Consider the following 20093-nt stretch of genomic DNA (forward strand, 5'->3'; position numbering starts at 1 on the left):
AGAGAGAGCCAGAGAAAATGTAGTGCCTAGAGCTTTTTCTGTCTCTGTAAGTTCTTGATACAAAATAGCTTAATTTTTCAAACTGTCGAAAATGAGTTAAATCTATCAATGAATTCGCTTTTCGACAAGAGGCTCAAGCTGCCGCTGTCGATCTTAAGGGAACCGCGACATTATTTTATGGGAATTTTGAACAGAAAGGATAATTGCGGGGGGATTTATGGAATCCAAAATGTCCTCTGCATTCAAAAATGGAAGCTCTCGATCGAAACCGGAAGGTTTATCACAACCTGAATATCGGCGGCATCTTCCCGCTCAAAACAGGATACTGATTGAAAGCAGGAACTGCTGGAGGCTTGCTCATGCCGACCGGTTTGCGTTTCTTATTGATGCCGACGCGTATTTCGCCGCTTTGTACGAGGCGGTGACGCGAGCCCAACAATGCGTGATGATCGTCGGCTGGGACTTCGACCGCAGGATCAACCTCTTGCGAGATCGACGGAATGGCGAGTACCCGGTTATCCTTGGCGACCTCTTCATGTCCGTCCTTTCGCGGCGGCCGGAACTGAACATATACATACTCGAGTGGGACTATTCCATCGTCTATATGTTTGAGCGGGAACTCTTTGCCCGCTTCCGTGCCATCCGCAGTCATCCGCGACTGCATTTCCGACTTGACGGAAACCATCCTCTGGGCGGATGCCATCATCAAAAAATCGTCGTGATCGATGACGCCCTCGCCTTTTGCGGCGGAATTGATCTGGCGCAGCAAAGGTGGGATACACGCAGCCACAAACCACACGACCCGCGGCGGCTCAATCCGCAAGGACAACTGTATCCGCCTTATCATGACGTGCAAGTCGCGGTGGATGGCGCCGCGGCTGCTGCGCTCGGCGAATTGGTTCGCGAGCGTTGGCTCCGCGCAACGAGCCGCCGAATTCCTCCCGCTCAGCCTGCCGCCGCAGATCCATGGCCGCCGGACGTAATTCCCGACATTCGCGAGGTCGAGGTGGGGATCGCTCGCACCGAACCGGCCTACAGAGGACGAAAAGAAGTCCGCGAAATAGAGACGCTGTACCGCGACTGCATTCTCGCGGCCCGGAAATACATCTACATAGAAAACCAGTATCTCACTTCGACGGCGGTCGGCGACGCGCTTGCCAAGCGACTCCGCGAGAAAGACGGCCCCGAGATCGTCATTGCGCTGCCTTACAGAAGAATAGGATGGAGGGAGGAATACACCATGGGCCTCCTTCGCGGCCGCATCGTCCGCGAACTGCAGCGCGAGGATGAATACCATCGGCTGCGCATATATTATCCCCATGTGGAGGGGCTCGAAAAGGGCTGTAAGAACATCCATTCAAAATTAATGGTGGCCGACGACTCCCTCGTCCGGATCGGCTCGGCAAACCTCAATAACCGCTCAATGGGCCTCGATACCGAATGCGACCTTGCAATTGAGGCATCAGGCAATCTACAAGTCGAGCGCGCAATCAGGCTGCTGCGAGATCGTCTCTTCGCGGATCATCTCGGATTAGAGGCGGAAGAAGTGCAGCAAACCATCGAGAGCGAAGGCTCTCTCATTGGCGCGGTCGAAAAGCTGCGCTTACGCGTAACCGGTTTCTCGGTAAAACCGCTTTCGCCCCACCTCCCGGAGTGGCTGGAAAAGGTGGTTCCCGTCAAACTGCTCCTGGACCCGGAGCGGGCTTTCTCTCTTGGGAATCCAGTAAGAGCCTTTCTTCCGGACGAGAGCAGGAGGGTGAGTTCGCAATTCCTCGTTGGAACTCTTATAGCGCTCCTTCTGATATTTTCGATGGCCGGCATTTCCCACTGGACGCTGTCGTCATTCGGACCGCTGAAAGCCGCCCTCGCGCAATCGATGGTTTCGCTTCTTCAGGTCCCGGCATTATCATCGCTAATCCTTGCCATTTATGTCCTCGGCAGCATGCTTCTCATTCCCATAACATTACTGGTTTTCATATCCGCCCTTTTGTTTGAACCGCTCCACGGCTTCCTTTACGCTTTTCTCGGATCGCATTTGGCGGCGATGGTCCTTTTTGTTGTGGGACGCTGGGCCGGCTATGACCTTCTCAATAGGTGTGCAGGGAACCGGCTGGGTCGGCTCAGAGGTCGAATGCAAAGGGGGGACATCAAGGCGGTCTTAGGAGTGCGCTTCTTTCCCGTTGCTCCTTTCACCCTTGTGAGCCTTGTCGCTGGCGCGTCACGAATCCACTCCCGCGATTTCCTTCTTGGGACCCTCGCGGGAATGACCCCGGGAATCGCCGCCACCGTTTTTTTGGTTCATTGGATGAAAATCATATTTCGCGAGCCCGGTTTCGCCAAATACATGCTCATTTTCAATTTGGCGGCGCTGGTTGTGCCGGTTCTCTTGCTGATCATTCATTTCCGTATCCATCGCGTGCATGCCGGCAGAAAGACGGATCAAACAAGTCAGGAATGACAAATTTCCGCATCAGTCCCCCGATCAAATTCCCCTTCTTCCCGAGAAAGCCCTTCGCAAACAAAACCCACCATGATCAGCCTTTTTTGGCTCCCCCTTTTGCCGCACATCAGGCTCCGGATACACCGTGGAACACTTAGGCGCGCCAGGCTTCCTTATACGACATTCTTCCACAAGTGTCGCGGCTCCGAGCGATGGATAAACCCATTTTAACACCTTCATAGCACAGGAGATGCCTCACTCGTTCCAAATAAAATTCAATAGAATTTCCGTAAAAAAATGTGCAAACTTTAAATGGACATCGCAACGAAGAGAGGTGTTATCGATGAGAAAAAACTCCCGGTTTTTCTTTGCAGGGCTGTTAATCGCCGGCTTCCTGTTCGGGGCGGAACTTCCCGCTTTCGCTCAGCCGCATGAACGAGCAGCCACAAGGCTCCACGAAAAGAAATCCGTCGGCCAGCTTGAATACGAGAGAATGAGAAATATTATTTATGACCGTGATCCCTTTCGCTACGACAGGCCGTATCGAAGATATCCGTATTATCATTTTCAACGAAGATTTTATTACGGCCACCCTTACTACGGCTATAGGTATCCCTATGGTTACAAATATCCCTATGCCTATCGGTATCCCTACGGCTACCGCTGGCCTTACACCGATCCCTACGACTACTTCGCCGCTCCCGATTATCTTCGGCCGCGGGACTACGGCTATTTTGGGTATCCGCCTCACTACTATCGCAACTACCGGTATCGGGCATATTGGGATTGAAAGCTAATGACAAGACGAATAGGTGGTATTTTGAGGACTCATTTGCGAAAGGAAAGGATTCGGCAATGAAAGGTAAAGAGGCGCTTTCGAATGTCGGGATCGGACTGGTGGGCGGCCTGATCGGCAAAATGCTGATGCAGCCGGTCTCGAACAAACTTTATCGGTGGGAGCCCGAAGCGGTGCGCCAGCGCGAGATCGACGTCCGCCCCGGACTTCCAGCCGATATTGCAGCCGAAAAGATTCGGCAAAGACTCAATCTCGACCTCTCGCAGGCGCAGACGCAAAAACTGGGGCGAGTGCTTTTTTATGGCGCCGGCATGGCGTGGGGACCCATTTACACGCTGCTGCGAAATGCGAATTTTCACCCGCTGGCCGCGGGACTGGTTACCGGAGCCGCAATGTCGGCCGTGGTCGACGAGATAATGACGCCCGGGTTGGACCTGAGCGCGCCTAACCGCGCATATCCCCTGCTTACACACCTGAGAGGATTTGCCGCCCACCTGGTCTACGGGTTGGCGGTGATGGCGACGGTTGAGATGATAGCAGGATTGGGCAGGACTATCGCCCGAAGGGCTGAACCCGCTGAGTTCACTTCCCTTATGGGGCGTGAGGAAGCGGCCGTTTCCGCGACCTGAGGCAGCCGTTTCCCGCCGTCTCGTAAACGAAGTCCGGCCGCTCGACAGAATCTACCGGAGCAAGCGTACGCGCCTGCTCAGCAAGTGAATGCCGCCCTTTAATCCCGCTGAAGAAACACTCCATCAATGTGGCTCTTTCGCCGCACAATGCATCTGGATGCGAACGCCGGCCCAATGGATGTATAATGGCGCTCATGGTGCACGTCTTCGCTTGCCCGTCTATCTCGCTTGAGAGTTCCCATTGCAAGGAGAAGCGGCGCGCGCTTGTCAATAGTCATTACCCCCGGGAGGGGCCCTTTGGACGTTGAACTCTCCCAACGAAGCATACTGGAGTACCGCCGTCGCGCCTGGCCGCAGGGGAGCCTGCACACGCTCGATGAGATCGCCGCATTCGTGAAGAGAGCGGGGCTGGTCCTGATTTTCGGTTCCCGTGAAATTCCGCTGCCGAAATTGTATGACTGCGCCGATTACAACTCCGACTGGTGGGAATCAAAGGACCTGTTGCAGACAAAGAAGGTGGCATATACCGGACGTGTGGTGCGGCATAAAGCCACCCTGATCTCGATGGATTTGCTCGCTGCTTTTCTTTCCGTATATCTTCACGGCGGCGGTTATCTCATTTATGAAGAAGAATATTACTGGGGGAAATTGAGCGAGCTTGCAAACCGGATTGCAGCATATCTGGATTCACACGGTCCCACACCTGTCGACCAGTTGCGCCAGTCGCTTATGACGCCCGGCAAGGAAAATACGCGCAAATTCCATGTGGCCCTCTATGAGCTGCAGACAAAATTCAAGACCGTCTCCGTCGGCCTCAAACAAAAGGGATGGGGCGTGCGCGTGCTTGGATTGTTTATCGATTGGGTTCCGCCCAAGGTCGAGCGCGAGGCCGAGCGCATGCCAAGAGAGAAAGCGCTGCAACTCATCATTGCGCGAGCGGTCGAGACAGCAGGCGCCGTTCCAGCCTCCCTGCTGCCGCGCCTGTTCGGCTGGAATCCGGAGGAGGCGTCGCAGGCGGTTGAAAACCTGGTGAAAAATCGAAAAGTACATCGCGCGCGCATGCCAAAGAGGCGAGATGAATGGGTGGTCTTTCCAGACTTGCGTTAATTCCTTTGAACAGACGGGCATAGTCGCACCTGCGATGAAGATCCTAATGAGAATGTGTATTTCCCGAAGGCGCACTTCCATCTCCATTTATCAAGATGCAGTGGAGGCAGAGAATGAGCGGCGTTCAAGTAAGACGCTACGACATAGATTGGCTTAGGGTGCTGGCCGTGTTACTGCTCATTCCTTTCCACACAGCAATAATCTTCGCTCCCGCAGATTCGCTATCATACATCAAAGACCAAGAGAATCGGGTTCTGAACCAATTCTCGTGGTTTGTGCACCAGTGGCACATGCCGTTGCTTTTCCTCGTTTCGGGAGCAGCCACATGGTTCTCCCTGAATTCTCGGACGGGCCGACAGTACCTTGGAGAAAGGGTTCAGCGACTCGTCATCCCCCTTGTCTTCGGTACGCTTGCGATTGTTCCGCCGGCAGTGTACTTTCAGCGCCTGCAGTTCCAGCAATTTCAGGGCTCTTACATTGCTTTCTATCCGCACTTCTTCAACGGCATCTATCCCGAGGGGAATTTTATGTGGGGAAGCCTGTGGTTTCTCGCATACCTTTTCGTTTTCTCTTTGATTGTATTGCCGTTGCTTCTCTTTTTCAGGAGAGAGTTCGGAAAACGTCTTATATCAACGGTTGCCTCCCTTTGTGAAAGGCGCGGTGAGATATTTCTCTTCGCCGTTCCACTTGCCGTCATTCAGGCAGCCCTGCGAGCGAGATGGCCCGGCTTTCAAAATCTTATCGGTGATTGGGCAAACTTCTTCTTCTATATCACCTTCTTTATCTATGGCTATCTCCTGTGCTCCGAACGAAGATTTGAGGAAGCAATAGCAAGAAATGGGACCCTTGCCCTTGGGATGGGGGTAGTCTCGTGGCTGTTTATTGGCGGGATATCTTGGATCGGCAAAGAGCCGGTCCCGGGTTACTCGCCCGAATGGATTCTTTACATGATTCTCTTTGGTTTCAACTCTTGGTTCTGGATAATCGCCATTCTGAGTTTTGGTCAGAGACACCTTGGTTTCACCAATAAGGTACTTCAATATGGAACCGAAGCTGCTTTACCCTTCTATATTATCCATCATACTATTATTGTGGTGATCGGATATTATGTGGTGCAATGGAACCTGCGGGGTATGAGCAAGTTCTTTGTTATCACGACTGCTTCGCTGATCGTGACCATTCTGTTATACGACATATTTGTGAAGCGGGCAAATGTAACGCGATTTCTCTTCGGGATGAGAGTTGGGTAAAGACAGAGCATGGACATGTGCGCTTTCCCTTATCCAACCTGCATTTTCTGCCGGTCGCAGGTCGGGTCTTGGCCCAAATAAAGTCCGATTCTGACAGGCAGACGCCAGTCCTGCGCAGATTGACATTCCTTTCTTTCCTTTGATAATATTGGGCCACGAAGAATTTTCTTTCATTTTCCATCCCTTGCCCTCGTCGTCTCAGCGAAAGAATCGGGAGTGTGTCATATGGCAATCGAACTGAATATGATGATCCTCGGCCACGTGATCCAGATGAAGGCGGAATCGGCGCCCGACAAGAAGTGCCTCATTTTCGAGCGCGGCGAAAAACCGGATGTCCACCTCACCTACGCCGACCTGTGGAAAAACACCAACAAAGTTGCCGCGCTGCTCCAGGAGCACGGACTCAAAAAGGGCGATAAGTTCGCCGTCATGATGCGCAATCATCCGGAATTTCTTTACGCCATGACGGCGGGCACATTAACCGGCGCGATCTCCGTCCCCATCGACCCGCGCACCAAGGGAGAAAAACTCAAGTATTATCTGAATAATTCCGAGGCGAAGCTGGTTCTCATTACCGCCGACCTCGTGGAGAATCTGAAGCAAATCCTGCCCGATGTGCCTTCCGTCAAAGCTGTGTATGTGAATTACATGCCGTGGGAAAAACTCCCTGCCGATTCGCCCTACCCCATCCTCAACCAGGTGATGGACGGGCCGGAGAAAATGGTCGGGAATCATATCGAGGACCCCATGCACCCGATGGAGATCATCTACACATCCGGCACCACCGGCGACCCGAAAGGCGTCGTCTGCGCGAACAACCGCATCGCGCAGTACGCGCTCATGGCCCAAATGGTGTGGAAATATCAGGAGGATGATGTCCTCTATACCGGGCTCTCGCTTACTCACGGCAACGCGCAGGCGGTAACCCTCATGCCCGGCCTCGTGCTCGAGCGGCTCGTCGTTTTGAGCGAACGCTTCACCAAATCGCGCCTGTGGGATATCTGCCGCAAGTTCGGGTGCACCACGTTCTCGCTGCTCGGCGGCATGGCGACTGCGATCTACAGCGAGCCCGCAAAACCGAATGACGCCGATAATCCGGTGAAAGTGGTCATCAGCGCGGGCACGCCACGCGCCATCTGGGAAGCGTTCGAGAAGCGCTTCAACGTCCAGATACTCGAATGGTATGCGGCCGTCGAAGGCGGATTCGCCTATAAGCCAGTCGGCGAAGGACCGGTCGGCTCATTTGGGAAACCGGTGCCCGGTCTGCTCGAGATGAAGATCGTGGACGAAAACGACAACGAGTGCCCGCCTAATGTCATCGGCGAACTCGTTTCGCGTCCCGCCAGCGGCGAGCCGGCCCACGTCGAATATTATAAGAATCCGGAAGCCTCGAAAAAGAAGGTGCGCGGCGGCTGGCTGCGCAGCGGCGACATGGCGCACACCGACGAGAACGGCTATTTCTTCTTCGACTACCGCAAAGGCGGCGGCATCCGCCACAACGGCGATTTCGTGCATCCGGATTATGTGGAGAAAGTCATCGCCGAGCATCCCGACGTGACCGAGGTCGCCGTCTACGGCGTGCCATCCGCGGGCGGGGCGCCGGGCGAACTGGACGTCGTCGCCGCTATCGTTCCGGTTGACCGGGCGAAATTGAATCTGGGGTCCATTTACGCCAAGTGTCGGAAAGAACTTGAGACTAATTTCGTGCCCTCGTACCTGCAGGTGCTCGAAGAGATCCCCAAAACGATTTCCGAAAAGCCGCAGGAGCGGTTCCTCATAGACCTGTTCGAGAAGCGAAAGGAAGACGTCTATACGGAAGAACGCGCGAAGCGGGGATAGAAACAGATTATGAAAACCGGCATCAGGCCCGGCGCCGGCCTCTGTCATGGATAGCATATTATGAAGTAAGGTGAACATCATTTCAAAAGAGCAAGAGTCATTTTGCATTAATAGATGGAACTAGACATGTCAATTACCGTTCAACAAACCGGGGAACTGATCTCGGAAGAAATCATTAGGGCTGTCGTTCAGAAAATTGCCGAAAATTTCTTTCCGGATAAAATCATAATCTTTGGCTCCTACGCCTCTGGCAACCCGACTCCCGATAGCGACCTGGACTTGATGGTAATCATGCAGACAGACCTTCCACGCCATAAACGAGCTGTCCCTCTTCGTCTTCTTTTCCGCCCCACTCCATGTGCCATGGATATCCTTGTCTTCACACCGGAAGAAGTATCGTACTGGAACGGCGTGACCAATCATATCATCACAGAAGTGTTTGCTTCCGGAAAGGTCGTCTATGAACGACAAAAAGCGTGACTTAGCAAAAGCCTGGCTCAAAAAGGCCCAAAATGATCTCGTTACGGCCAGCCAAACGCTCTTGCTTCCCGATGGGCCTACCGATACCGTCTGTTTCCATGCTCAGCAGGCCGTCGAGAAGGCACTCAAGGCGATGCTGGTTTACCAGAATGTAGCCTTTCCCAAAATACATGACTCGCTCAAGTTGCTCGATTTGGTTCTTCCTTCTGCGCCGGATTTGGAAAAGTATCGCCAACGCTTTGCCGAGGTCTCCGGCTATGCGATTGAAGTGAGATATCCGAGCGACCTGGTCGAGCCGACCCGGGAAGAAGCGCTTCAAGCCTTCAAGTTTGCTGAAGAAGTGGTTCAGAAAATAGCCGCGCGCCTGATCTGAAAACCCACGGCTCCTGCCGTTGGAAGGATAATCCGTGAAAGCTGAAAGCTCGAAGAAACGCCTCAAAATCTCGAAGGAACTCTGGCGGCTGGTGCCACAGTACTTCGCCGACGCGCATGCCGCAAAGGCCGAGGGCAAACTCATCGCGTGGCTGCCTCCGATGAACGGCGCCATCGAGGTATTTCGCGCGCTCGATATCGTGCCCGTCATGCCGGAGAACTGGTCGCCCATCTGCGCGGCCACGGGACTCGCGGTCGATTGTATCGAGGCCGCCGAGCGAATGGGCTACTCGCGAGACCTGTGCGGCTACCTGCGCAACGCCATCGGCTATATCGAAGAAGGCATGAAGAAGCCCGATCAGCCGCTCGGAGGGCTGCCGTCACCCGATCTGATCGTCGCGTTCGGCGGCGGCTGCATCCCTGCAATGAAGATTTTCCAGGCGTTCGCCGAACATTTCAATGTGCCCACGTATCTTGCCGACGGCCCACAAATCATGCCCGACCGCATAAACGAAAAGACCGTTTCCTTCGCCTCCGAACGTTTTCTGGATTTCATCCGGTGGACCGAGCAGCAGACCGGCAGAAAGCTCGATATGGACCGCCTCAAGGAGGTCGTCCGCCTCTCCGATCGTGCCTGCGAGCTGTGGGATCAGATCATGGATTACCGCCGCTGCGTGCCCACTCCGTTCAGCGCCGCCGAGATCGGCGTGATGTTCGTCATGGTCGTTCTGCCCGGCACGCAGCAAGCGGTCGATTTCCTCGAAAAATTCAAGGAGGAGGTCGAGGAACGGATCCGCGCCGGCATCGGCTGTATTCCTCAGGAGCGATTCCGCCTGTTCTGGGACAATATCCCGCTGTGGTACAACATGGGAATCTTTAATTACTTCGAGAAATTCGGCGCCGTCGTTGTCGCCGAAACATATTCCGCCGCCTGGTCGATCCGGCTCGACCCCGAAAAACCGATCGAGAGCCTCGCCCTCAAAAGCATGCTCTCGTTCCCGCTCGTCTCGAACGTGTCGCTCAAGAAACGGATCGATATGGTGCTCGATTCCTGCCGAAAATACAGGATCGACGGCGCGATCCTGCACTCCAACAAAAGCTGCAAGCCGATCTCGCTCGGCCAGATGGACATCCGCAAGGCGCTCATGGACGAACTCGAGATCCCCTGCGTCATGTTCGAGGCCGACCACATGGACGTGCGCAACTGGAGCGACGCGCAGGTGAAAAACCGCCTCGACGCCTTCATGGACATGCTCGAACAGCGCAAATTCGGAAGATAAATGCAGAACCTCCTGCCGTTTCCCATCATCGACTTTCATGTGCATCTTTTTCCCGACCGGCTGTTCGATGCCATCTGGCGCACATTCCGGGAAGACTACAACTGGCAGGTACGCTACCCGCTTTACACGCCGCAGATCATTGATTTTCTCAAAAACCGCGGCGTCGAGAAAATCGTGTACAGCAATTACGCGCATAGGACCGGCATCGCGGAAGGCCTCAATCGCTGGAACATCGAACTGCTCGAGCGGGAGCCGAATCTCTTCTGCTTCGCGGCCGCACACCCGGACGATCCGGCAGGCGAAACCCTTCAAGTCCTGGAGCATCCGCGCGTCATCGGCTTCAAGCTGCAGCTTCTTGTCCAGCGTTTTTATCCGGACGACGAGCGCCTGTTTCCGCTTTACGAAAGGGTCATCGAGACGGGCAAGCGCATCCTCATGCATGTCGGCACCGGCCCGGTCGGTAACGAGTTCGTCGGCATCAAGCATTTCCGCCGCCTCATGAGGCGGTATCCGCAGCTCAAGGTGAACGTCCCCCATATGGGCGAGTTCGAGGTGGATGCTTTTTTCGACATGCTCGACGAATATCCGGGCCTGTATCTCGATACCGCCTTCGCATTTTTCCCGAATGAACTGAATACCTACGTGTTCACCGCCGAAAAGCTGCTGCGCCATCAGGACCGCATCGTCTACGGCTCCGATTTCCCCAATCTCATTTTCGACTGGGAAACGGAGATTGAGATTCTAATGGGCCTCGGGCTTGGCGAGAACGCCTGCCGGAAAATCTTCCGGACTAATGCCCTCGATCTCCTCTCTCAGCACTGACAATCTTTATTTTACTCAGGACGCAATGACACTAAAGTCGCCGAGCGCCAAGACGTTTGACAGAATAAGGGAATTATCGGTATAATTCGTCGCATTCTCGAAACGCCGCAGTACGTGACCCGAAATTCCCGGAGGTATCGCATGAGCACCCAGCCGCAGCAAGCGCCCGCTTCCCCACCGGCCCCCTTCACCCTTGCGTGGTACGCGCAGGAAATGCCCAACAAGCAGGCGGTCAGCGATGGAGGGAGACATTATACCTTTCTCCAGTTCTACCTCTTCGTGAATCGGCTGGCGAACGTGCTCGGCTCCCTCGGCATCGGCCGCGGCGACCGTGTAGGCGTGTTGATGCATAACAGTATCGAGGCGATGGCGATGCCGTACGCGGTCGGAAAATTGAAGGCGAACGCAGTCCCCATCGGCTACCGGCTCAAGAGTAAGGAAGTCGAATACATCCTGAACAATTCTCAGGCCAAGGCGCTGCTGATGGGAAAAGAATTCGACGACGTGGTGCGGCCGATCCTGAACAACCTTGAAAACGTCACGCCTGAGCGAGTTCTCGTCAGCGGCGGGAATCTGCCCTGGTGCAAACGGCTGGAAGCCCTGACCGCCTCCGCGCCCGAAACCGATCTGGAGGCCGATCCGGAGGAATCAAGCTCATCCATCATCTACACATCCGGAACGACCGGCCTTCCGAAAGGCGCATTCCGCGAGAACCGCCCACGCGATCTGCAGCTCATTATGAGCATCATCTCGAATTTCCGCATCACGAGCGACGACCACCACGTCGTCACGTGCCCGCTTTACCACAGCGCGCCGCCCGTATTCGCCGGATTGCACGTGATTCTCGGCGGTTCTGTTCACATCATGCCGAAGTTCGACCCGGAACGGTTCCTCCAGGTGGTCGAGCGTGAGAAGATCACCAGCACCTTCATGGTGCCGACCATGCTGAACATGGTGGCTACGCTGCCGGCCGAGGTGAAGAAGAAGTACGACGTCAGCTCGATGCGCAACATCGTCGTCGGCGGCGCTCCGTTCCACATCAGCACGAAACGCGCCATCATCGAATATTTCGGCGAGGGCCGCCTGTTCGAGTTCTACGGCTCGACCGAGACCGGCATCAACACGATCCTCAGGCCGGAGGAACAGTTGAAGAAACCGGGCTCGTGCGGCGTCGCTTTTGACGGCAACGAAATTCTCCTGCTCGATGACGATCGCAAACAAGTCTCGCAGGGGGCGGTCGGCGAGATGTTCATGAAGAACAACATGCTGGTAGACGGCTATTTCCGAAACAAACGCGCGACCGAGGAGTCCTTCCATGACGGCTACCTCTCAGTCGGAGATATGGCTTACATGGACGAAGAAGGCTACTACTACATCGTCGACCGCAAGAAGGACATGGTCATCAGCGGCGGCGTGAACATCTATCCCGCTGAGATCGAGATAGCCCTGAACCATCACCCGAAAGTTTTCGACTGCGCGATCATCGGAGTTCCCGATGAGCAATGGGGTGAAAGCCTGAAGGCGTTCGTGGTGCTCAAGCCAGGCTGCACCGCAACGCCGGACGAAATGATTGAATTCTGCAGACAGAACCTCGCACCTTACAAGAAGCCGAAATGGGTCGAGTTCGTTCCCGACCTTCCTCGGAATCCAAGCGGCAAGGTCATGAAAAAATCCCTGCGAGAGCAGTATCGTACGCCCGCTCCGGACGGCCGGCCGTCTTGATGGCCGTACTCGATACCCTCTCTTTTCCATGCCGCACCGAATCAGTCTGAACAAGGACTATGGACGATTTTTTCTTCTTCAAAGGACTGCTCATAGGATTTTCGATTGCCGCACCCGTCGGCCCGATAGGAGTTATCTGTATTCAAAGGACCCTCGCCAACGGCCGCTGGTCCGGCCTGATCTCCGGGCTGGGGGCGGCAACAGCCGATGGTTGTTACGGTATAATTGCAGCATTCGGTCTGACCGCGATCTCAAACCTTCTTGTCGGCCAACAGCTATGGGTGCGTTTTGCGGGAGGGCTCTTCCTACTCTATTTGGGCTTGAGGACATTCCTGGCCAAACCGTCAGAGGCTGTCTCACGCGCGGATGAACGAGCCGGCTTGATAAATGATTATCTATCCACCTACCTTTTGACTATCACGAATCCGGTTACCATCCTCTCGTTTGCGGCGGTTTTTGCCGGCATGGGTCTGGGCACTGCAAACGAAAGTGCACTTTCCGGAATCATGCTGATTGCGGGCGTCTTTACCGGTTCGAGTTTGTGGTGGGTTATCTTGAGCAGCGGCGTCAATCGTCTGAAATCCAGGTTGAACGCTTTCCTCTTGAAGTCTGTAAATTGGATTTCAGGTCTGATTATTACCGGATTCGGAGTTTTTGCATTGGCAAGTATTTTTTAGCAGAACATCGGCCAGTGCTCCGATATGCTCGTACCTGGAGGCCGGACCGGCCCCTAGACATTCTTGAATACCACCCGTCCTCCCAACACGGTCATCAGCACCTGCGCGTCCGGAATCTGTTCGGGCGGAATCCGCGTGATGTCCCGATCGAGCACTACCAGGTCGGCATATTTTCCTTCTTCGAGTGTGCCGAGATGCGCCTCATCAAATGAGAAGTGTGCGGCCTCGGAAGTGTACAGGCTTATCGCGTCCTCGACCCCCAGCTTTTCTTCCGGACCGAAATCCGCGCCGGAGCCGGTCTTCCTGAGGATCGCGTCGCGAATCCCCACAAGCGGCAGAGCGGGCGCAACCGGACAATCGGACGCGCCGGCTACTCGGACACCGTTGTTTTTCAGCGACCGATACGGGTAGAGCCGGTGGCCGCGGTCGCGCCCAAAGGCTTCGAGGAAACCGTCCCCGAGGTACGAGAAGAACATCGGCTGGCTCGATACGTAAATGTTCATGTTGGCCGCGCGCTTGATCTGTTCATCGGTAATATTCCCGCAGTGCTCGATCCGGTGGCGCAGCGGGTTATCGCTCCTCTTGCCGAGCACGCGCTCATACGCATCGAGCAATGTACCGATTGCGGCATCGCCCTGCGCATGAACGGCTATCTGATAGCCGGCATTGTGAAAACGCTCAACCTTCTCAAACATGTCCTCGCGAGATGACAGGTAGATTCCGGTCTCCGAACCGCCCTCGTACGGCTGAGAGACAGCCGCCGTCCGGTTACTCATGCCACCGTCCATGAACATCTTGATCGGGCCAACCTTCACCATCGGCGTGCCGTACCCGAAAACAATGCCGGCATCGAGCAGCGCCGAAGCCATGAAATCGATGTTCATCGTGTAGATGCGCAGGTTCAGCCGGCCTCGACGCTCCATCTCCTGATACAGTTGCAGCGTTTGCGGCGTCACATAGGCCTCATGAAGAGAGGTAATTCCGGCGCGATTATAATGCTCAACCGCCGTCTCGATCATTTTCATGCGGCCCTCGAGCGGTCGCATGAGGAACTCCTGCATGAATAGTCCGTTCACCTGATTCATCAAGGCCGACTCCTCGAGGATGCCGTTCGGCTCGCCGGTCGAAGCGTCGCGCCGGAGCGCGCCGCCGGGCGGATCCGGCGTATCCTTCGAATAGCCGAATCGTTCGAGGGCAAGCGAGTTGCAGACGCCTGCATGGCCGGAAACCTGGATGAGCAGGATTGGATGCTCTGTGCTGACCGCATCGAGATCAACCCGGGTGAGCGGGCGGTTTTCCTTCAACTGATAATGGGCGTATCCCCATCCCTTCACCCAATCTCCCGCCGGTGTCTTACCGGCCTCGGCGCGGAGCCGATCGATGATATCGGCGATCTTTGTGATGCCGGACGCGGCCCGGCAATCGACCGAGCTGACCAGGTAGCCGTAAAAGGAAAGATGATTATGCGTGTCGATGAAGCCGGGGAGCAGCGTTTTGCCGGCAAGATCGATGACCCGAGTACTGCTTCCGCCGAGCGCAAGAACATCCTCATTCTGGCCCACTCGAAATATTCTGCCCCATTTGACGGCGAGCGCGGAGGCCATTTTTTCCTGCGGATCGAGTGTTAAGATATTGCCGTTCTTGAAAATCAGGTCCATCACGCCGCTCCTCTCCTAGTGTGCGCCAACATCCGAGCTAAGGCGGGGAAAATATCGAAAATGTACCCCATTAAAACATGTTTGGAAACATTTTTCAATGCATGTTAGAGTTGCGGCGGCGGATTCCATGCAGGTCTTGCATTTCTTTCTTTATGACGCGCCGTTGCCTGTTGCAAGCTCAAAAGGCCACGTCACCACGCCGCCGTCCATGAACTTTGTGTCCTTGAAGCCGGCTGCATCGAGTATCTTGCACGCTTCGTATCCGCGCAGGCTGATCTTGCAAAACGGGATGATTTCCTTTTCCTTCGGCAGTTCGCCCAGGCGTTCTTTCAGTTGGCCGAGCGGGATCAATTTCGCTCCCGGTATGCGCACTTCATCATATTCGTTCTGATTCCGCACGTCGAGGAAGACAAAATCCTCTCGCTGGTCGAGCTTTTTCTTCACGGCCAAGGGCGAGATGCCGCGAGCGTCGCCGGAGAGTTTGTTGCGCATCACATTGATGGCGGTGAGCGCGGGGCCGATCGGAGATGAATATGGTGGAGCATAACACAGGTCGAGATTCCCAAGCGATTGTGCGGTCGCACCGCCGCTGATGAGCGCTGCGAATACATCGATTCGTTTATCGACGTCTCCCATGCCGACCACCTGCGCGCCCAGTAATCGTCCCGTTGGCCGCTCGGCAACGAGTTTGATGGCGATCAGTTTCGCGGTCGGATAATAGTGGGCACGATCGGGACCGGGCGCTATAACCGTCTCGACGTCATATCCCATCGCCCGCGCCTCTCGCTCGATCAGGCCGGTTTTGCCGACGTTCAAGTCGAAAGTCTTGAAAACTAAAGTCCCAAGCACCCCCGGAAATTCATCGCGCCCGCCGGTGACGTTGATGCCGACGACGCGACCCTGCTTGTTTGCGGTCGAGCCAAGCGGCATAAAGACCGGCTTGCCGCTCACCAGGTTGATAACCTCAACGCAGTCGCCGGCGGCATAAATGTCGCGGTCGCTGGTCTCCATGTGTTTGTTCACAGTGATGGCGCCGGTCTTTCCGATTTCCAATCCGGCCGTTCGCGCCAGTTCGACATTGGGTTTCACTCCCATCCCAAGCACAACGAAATCGGCTTCGATAACACCTTTTTCCGTAACCACCTGCCTAACGTTTCCCGATGCGTCCCCCCGAAATTCCGTAATGCCCTCCGACGTCCTTACCTCGACTCCCTTGGAAAGGAGATGGCGCTTCACCATAATCGACATCTCGTAGTCCAGCGCAGTCATCACCTGTTCCATCTTCTCGATGAGGATTGTCTTAATGCCGCGATGCACGAGCGATTCGGCAGCCTCCAGACCGATAAAGCCTCCGCCAACGATCACAACTCTCCGGCCGGGAAGGATCAATCCTCGCAACGCCTCGGCGTCTTCAATGGTCTGCATCGTGTGGATATTTTTCACGTCCTTCCCCGGTATCGGCGGTACAAATGCGCGCGCTCCAATCGCGAGAAGCAGCTTGTCGTAATCCAGGCTCAGCTCGCGGCCGGTGTCCACCATCTTGCCGGTGACCTTCTTGTTTTTCCGGTCGATCCCGGTAATCTCGCAGCCGGTGATGATGTCCAGCTCCTTCATCTTCTTGAAGAACTGCGGCGTGCGGGGCACGCCGAGCAGATTCGAATACAATGATTCCTGTTTCGGAATGATTCCGCTCACGTAATAGGGCAATCCGCAGGCGGCATAAGAAATGAATTTCCCCTTATGGACAACGGTTATCTTCAGGTTTGGGTCGCGACGGCGCGCCTTTGAGGCGGCCTTCAGACCGGCGGCATTCGCGCCGATAACTACGAATTTTCTTGTTTCACCCATTCTCGTTCCTCCTCATGCTCTCTCATTTTAAATCTCGCCGTCTGCGTATGCATTCAAGCAGTCCAAGCGCAGACTCGTCGGCCACCCGGTAAAAAACCTGGTTTCCCTCGCGGCGCGCGCGCACGGCGCCATGGGCTCTCAAGATTCCAAGCTGATGGCTGATGAGCGCCTGTGTCTTTCCGGTCGCCTCGACAATTTTAGAAACGGGCTTCTCGCCGTCTTTCAGGAAATCGATGATCCGAAGCCTGACCGGGTGCGCAATAGCCCTCAGCGTGGGCGCGAATTGCTCAAGCAGCTCCATCTCGATCAGATCGTGTTTTACCCCGGTGTTCACGAAAGCAAATATATCACGATATTGCGATATTGTCAACTGAAAGCACATGGTTGGGTGGCCCGGCCTGTGCAACTTGTCCGACCCGTCCGACCTGTCTGACCTGTCCGCCCTCGCCCAACCCGCCCGATCCCCCTCTGTGACCTGTCGGACTCGTTCGACTTGTTCGACCAGACCCACTCTTCAATCACGTCCTCCTTGTCCGATCACTCCTTTCCGTCCACCCAGTCTGACCTGTCCGACTTGTCTGACCTGTCTGAACCGTCCTATCGCTCTTTTCCTTTCCGTCCACTCAGTCCACTGTGTCCACCTCGTCCACCCCGTCCGACTCCCCACCGAACTTGTCCCCAACACACTATCCGTAGTGGTTCTCTATCCTAAAAGTTGAAAAAAATCAAACTTATGGTATAATACCCAAAATCTCTTTTCCGCGTAGCAGACTGATCACGTGGGGCATGTACAGAAAAGATATCCATCCATATCTTCTTTGCCATATCGGCTGGCTCATGCTGTTCTCACTTATCCTGATCGCGCCGACGACACAGGTGTATGCGGCAGTTGAGACGTCTCTTGAGCCGGGGTTGACTGTATCGCTGGGAAATGATAATGAAATCGCAGTAAAAGCTTGTCCCACAGGAGATTACGATTTACAGGAATGGGTCGACAGGTTGCTTGCAAACCCCGAGACGTGCCAGAAGCTGATTAAGGGCGACTGCCTGCATGTACCCCTTGAGGATTTGACGCCCGAGTATCAGTTGGAAGCGGTCAAGGCTCTTTTTCCGAATGACAGCCATACCGAAGAGCATTGGATTCACAAGGTGACGTATGTCTCGACACGAGCGATCGGCGGCGAGACTCTATGGAGCATGAGCAAGTGGTTCACGGGAAACGCCCAGAACCACACCAAGATCAGCGCGTACAACAAAATGTCGCCCCGTAAAAAACTATACAAGAATTCGATCGTTAAAATCCCCGTCCATCTGCTGTCGCCCGCCTTCAGGGACATGATCACTTTTGAAATCGCGGCCAGGCGTACCGCCGAGGGGGGGGCGGCTAAGCTGAAGCAGTTGAATGGAGAGTTGGTTTTAAAGATGGATTCGCAGGGACCGTATGCTTCCTACCGGATGAAGAGGGGCGACACGATCTATTCGAAGGTTGTTATGCAGTTTACCGATCGTGTGACCGCTGAGGACGTGATGGAGGCGACGAAGCTCATCTGCGAGCGGAGCGGGATAAGAGATCCGCGCAGATTGAAAAAAGGCGACGAGATAAAGATTCCGCTCGACCTGCTCTCCGTGATGTACTTGCCGCCTGACGACCCCCGAAGGGTTGAATACGAGCGGCTCCAGAAAGAAGCCGACCGGTATTCAAATCCCATTCAGACGGAAGATCTGAAAGGCATAATCGTCATTCTTGATCCCGGCCACGGCGGCAACGATCCCGGCACGATAGGGCGAATCGGACATAATCGCGTATATGAAGACGAGATCGTGTACGACATCACGTGCCGGGTCAAGCACATCCTTGAGACGACGACTCTGGCAAAGGTGGAAATGACGCTTCAGGACAAGAGTGAGAATTATGGTTTCAAGGATGTCTCCTATTTTCAGAACGATCATGATGAATATGTTCTGACGAATCCTGTTTACCGCAATCATGATGCCAAGGTGTCCGCAAACCTGCGGTGGTACCTGGCGAATTCGATCTTTCGAAAAGTGACCAAGGCGGGAGCCGACCCTGATAAAGTCGTTTTTGTCAGTTTTCACGCCGATTCGTTGCATCCGGATGCCCGCGGAACGATGATCTATATCCCCAGCACTTACTTATGCAGCGGAAACGGCGGAAAGACCGGAATCGAGTATACCTCACGCGCAGAGGTGAGAGAGAGCCAGTACGTGCAGATATCGTACAAGAACAGGGTTAGATCGGAAGGCCTATCGGGAGACCTGGCAAAGCAGATCATCCGTTCTCTGCATGACGAGGGAATCGGCATCCATCCCGCGAAACCGATCCGCAATCAGGTAATCAAACGCAGGCACGCCTATGTTCCTGCCGTTATCAGGCACAACATCGTGCCGGTAAAGATTCTGGTGGAAGTCGTAAACTTGAATAACTCCGACGACTGCAAACTTGTGAACGATCCGAAATTCCGGGACAAGTTTGCGCACGCGTTCGTGCAGGCGCTGAAGCATTATTACGGCGATAAATAATCGCGGCGGGAGCTTATTCGGTGAGGCCGGGTTCCGTCTGCCGGAGCGTCTGAGCGACTGACGAAAGGATAGAAGTAATCGTTGCTTCGGCCGCCCGGGAGATGGCCTGAACGGTTGCCTGCGCGCCTTCGCCCTGCACCGGTTCTGTTTTCTCCAACGTGCCACTCCACCGTACGGCGCCACTCTGATCCAGCAACTCGACATCCGCGGCAACTTTTCCGAACTTGCCCTCCGCAGTCGTGGTCTCTTCAAAAGTCAGAATTTTTCCTCGGATCGAAAAATCGGCGTTATTGGAAATCGCCCCCAGTTTCACTCGCTCGAAAAGGCCTGAGCCCGCGGCGCGGCGATACAGCCGGTGAGCGAATAATCTGCCCGGCAGTTCCGCCCATCTTTCATTCGTGTAGAAACCGATTGTATTGTTTTCGCGCCAAACGATATTGCGTCGCAAAAGCGGAGAGTCGGCCTCAAAGCTCGCTACAGCAAGCGAAACAGGGAAAACAGGCTCGCCGGGTGGCGGAGCGGCAACGGGTAGCCCGAGCACATAGTAATTTGTAGGCGTCAACTGCGTCGCGCAGGCAAATAAGCAGAGCGCGAGCGCCATCGTAACAACGGCGTACCTGCGATGCATTGAA

Annotated in this window: 16 protein-coding genes and 1 pseudogene; 13 read left to right on the top strand and 4 right to left on the bottom strand. The window is 54.9% G+C overall.

What is annotated here, in order from left to right; genetic code table 11:
- Nucleotides 1–217: 217 nt before the first annotated feature.
- The 12 genes and pseudogenes from C4520_21450 (at nt 218) to C4520_21505 (ending at nt 13414) form a co-directional block, all read left to right on the top strand.
- A complete protein-coding gene (locus C4520_21450; protein ID RJP14287.1) occupies nt 218–2458 on the top strand; it encodes a hypothetical protein in 2241 nt (746 codons plus the stop codon).
- Between the two features lie 325 nt (nt 2459–2783).
- Nucleotides 2784–3230: a hypothetical protein gene (locus C4520_21455; GenBank protein ID RJP14288.1), complete on the top strand. Its 447-nt coding sequence runs from the start codon at nt 2784–2786 to the stop codon at nt 3228–3230.
- Between the two features lie 65 nt (nt 3231–3295).
- A pseudogene (locus tag C4520_21460) lies at nt 3296–3784 on the top strand (DUF1440 domain-containing protein).
- Nucleotides 3785–4162: 378 nt separating this feature from the next.
- Nucleotides 4163–4972: a hypothetical protein gene (locus tag C4520_21465; protein ID RJP14289.1), complete on the top strand. Its 810-nt coding sequence runs from the start codon at nt 4163–4165 to the stop codon at nt 4970–4972.
- Nucleotides 4973–5067: 95 nt separating this feature from the next.
- Nucleotides 5068–6222, top strand: a complete 1155-nt coding sequence (locus tag C4520_21470) for an acyltransferase (protein RJP14290.1) — start codon at nt 5068–5070, stop codon at nt 6220–6222.
- A gap of 225 nt (nt 6223–6447) precedes the next feature.
- Nucleotides 6448–8061 carry an ATP-dependent acyl-CoA ligase gene (locus C4520_21475; GenBank protein ID RJP14291.1) on the top strand — a complete coding sequence of 538 codons (1614 nt, stop codon included), beginning with the start codon at nt 6448–6450 and terminating at the stop codon, nt 8059–8061.
- Between the two features lie 114 nt (nt 8062–8175).
- A complete protein-coding gene (locus C4520_21480; protein ID RJP14292.1) occupies nt 8176–8541 on the top strand; it encodes a nucleotidyltransferase domain-containing protein in 366 nt (121 codons plus the stop codon).
- Nucleotides 8522–8914 (top strand): HEPN domain-containing protein, encoded by a 393-nt coding sequence (locus C4520_21485; GenBank protein RJP14293.1) that lies wholly within the window; start codon nt 8522–8524, stop codon nt 8912–8914. Before C4520_21480 ends, C4520_21485 begins: the two co-directional genes overlap by 20 nt.
- A 34-nt stretch (nt 8915–8948) precedes the next feature.
- Nucleotides 8949–10193: a 2-hydroxyacyl-CoA dehydratase gene (locus tag C4520_21490; protein ID RJP14294.1), complete on the top strand. Its 1245-nt coding sequence runs from the start codon at nt 8949–8951 to the stop codon at nt 10191–10193.
- Nucleotides 10194–11015, top strand: a complete 822-nt coding sequence (locus tag C4520_21495; protein RJP14295.1) for a hypothetical protein — start codon at nt 10194–10196, stop codon at nt 11013–11015.
- 141 nt (nt 11016–11156) lie between these two features.
- A complete protein-coding gene (locus tag C4520_21500) occupies nt 11157–12737 on the top strand; it encodes a long-chain fatty acid--CoA ligase (protein RJP14296.1) in 1581 nt (526 codons plus the stop codon).
- 59 nt (nt 12738–12796) lie between these two features.
- Nucleotides 12797–13414, top strand: a complete 618-nt coding sequence (locus tag C4520_21505) for a LysE family translocator (protein ID RJP14297.1) — start codon at nt 12797–12799, stop codon at nt 13412–13414.
- 53 nt (nt 13415–13467) lie between these two features.
- On the opposite strand, the gene C4520_21510 is transcribed toward C4520_21505, so the two are convergent.
- The 3 genes from C4520_21510 to C4520_21520 form a co-directional block, all read right to left on the bottom strand.
- Nucleotides 13468–15072 (bottom strand): hypothetical protein, encoded by a 1605-nt coding sequence (locus C4520_21510; protein ID RJP14298.1) that lies wholly within the window; start codon nt 15070–15072, stop codon nt 13468–13470.
- Between the two features lie 150 nt (nt 15073–15222).
- Nucleotides 15223–16920 (bottom strand): pyridine nucleotide-disulfide oxidoreductase, encoded by a 1698-nt coding sequence (locus C4520_21515; GenBank protein RJP14299.1) that lies wholly within the window; start codon nt 16918–16920, stop codon nt 15223–15225.
- Between the two features lie 22 nt (nt 16921–16942).
- On the bottom strand, nt 16943–17221 hold the full coding sequence (locus C4520_21520) for an ArsR family transcriptional regulator (GenBank protein RJP14352.1): 279 nt from the start codon (nt 17219–17221) through the stop codon (nt 16943–16945).
- 485 nt (nt 17222–17706) lie between these two features.
- Between C4520_21520 and C4520_21525 the strand changes: the two genes are divergently transcribed.
- Nucleotides 17707–19461 carry an N-acetylmuramoyl-L-alanine amidase gene (locus C4520_21525; protein ID RJP14300.1) on the top strand — a complete coding sequence of 585 codons (1755 nt, stop codon included), beginning with the start codon at nt 17707–17709 and terminating at the stop codon, nt 19459–19461.
- Between the two features lie 13 nt (nt 19462–19474).
- On the opposite strand, the gene C4520_21530 is transcribed toward C4520_21525, so the two are convergent.
- Nucleotides 19475–20089, bottom strand: coding sequence for a hypothetical protein (locus C4520_21530; GenBank protein ID RJP14301.1), 615 nt, complete (start codon nt 20087–20089; stop codon nt 19475–19477).
- Nucleotides 20090–20093 lie beyond the last annotated feature (4 nt).

Source organism: Candidatus Abyssobacteria bacterium SURF_5 (genome assembly GCA_003598085.1).
Classification (GTDB): domain Bacteria; phylum Abyssobacteria; class SURF-5; order SURF-5; family SURF-5; genus SURF-5.

Excerpts from the sequence above, each read along its gene's own strand:
- C4520_21530 (RJP14301.1), bottom strand. The coding sequence starts at position 20,089 with ATGCATCGCAGGTACGCCGTTGTTACGATGGCGCTCGCGCTCTGCTTA.
- C4520_21495 (RJP14295.1), top strand. The coding sequence starts at position 10,194 with ATGCAGAACCTCCTGCCGTTTCCCATCATCGACTTTCATGTGCATCTT.
- C4520_21455 (RJP14288.1), top strand. The coding sequence starts at position 2,784 with ATGAGAAAAAACTCCCGGTTTTTCTTTGCAGGGCTGTTAATCGCCGGC.
- C4520_21450 (RJP14287.1), top strand. The coding sequence starts at position 218 with ATGGAATCCAAAATGTCCTCTGCATTCAAAAATGGAAGCTCTCGATCG.
- C4520_21480 (RJP14292.1), top strand. The coding sequence starts at position 8,176 with ATGGAACTAGACATGTCAATTACCGTTCAACAAACCGGGGAACTGATC.
- C4520_21500 (RJP14296.1), top strand. The coding sequence starts at position 11,157 with ATGAGCACCCAGCCGCAGCAAGCGCCCGCTTCCCCACCGGCCCCCTTC.
- C4520_21520 (RJP14352.1), bottom strand. The coding sequence starts at position 17,221 with ATGGAGCTGCTTGAGCAATTCGCGCCCACGCTGAGGGCTATTGCGCAC.
- C4520_21505 (RJP14297.1), top strand. The coding sequence starts at position 12,797 with ATGGACGATTTTTTCTTCTTCAAAGGACTGCTCATAGGATTTTCGATT.
- C4520_21485 (RJP14293.1), top strand. The coding sequence starts at position 8,522 with ATGAACGACAAAAAGCGTGACTTAGCAAAAGCCTGGCTCAAAAAGGCC.
- C4520_21525 (RJP14300.1), top strand. The coding sequence starts at position 17,707 with ATGTACAGAAAAGATATCCATCCATATCTTCTTTGCCATATCGGCTGG.
- C4520_21510 (RJP14298.1), bottom strand. The coding sequence starts at position 15,072 with ATGGACCTGATTTTCAAGAACGGCAATATCTTAACACTCGATCCGCAG.
- C4520_21515 (RJP14299.1), bottom strand. The coding sequence starts at position 16,920 with ATGGGTGAAACAAGAAAATTCGTAGTTATCGGCGCGAATGCCGCCGGT.
- C4520_21475 (RJP14291.1), top strand. The coding sequence starts at position 6,448 with ATGGCAATCGAACTGAATATGATGATCCTCGGCCACGTGATCCAGATG.
- C4520_21470 (RJP14290.1), top strand. The coding sequence starts at position 5,068 with ATGCAGTGGAGGCAGAGAATGAGCGGCGTTCAAGTAAGACGCTACGAC.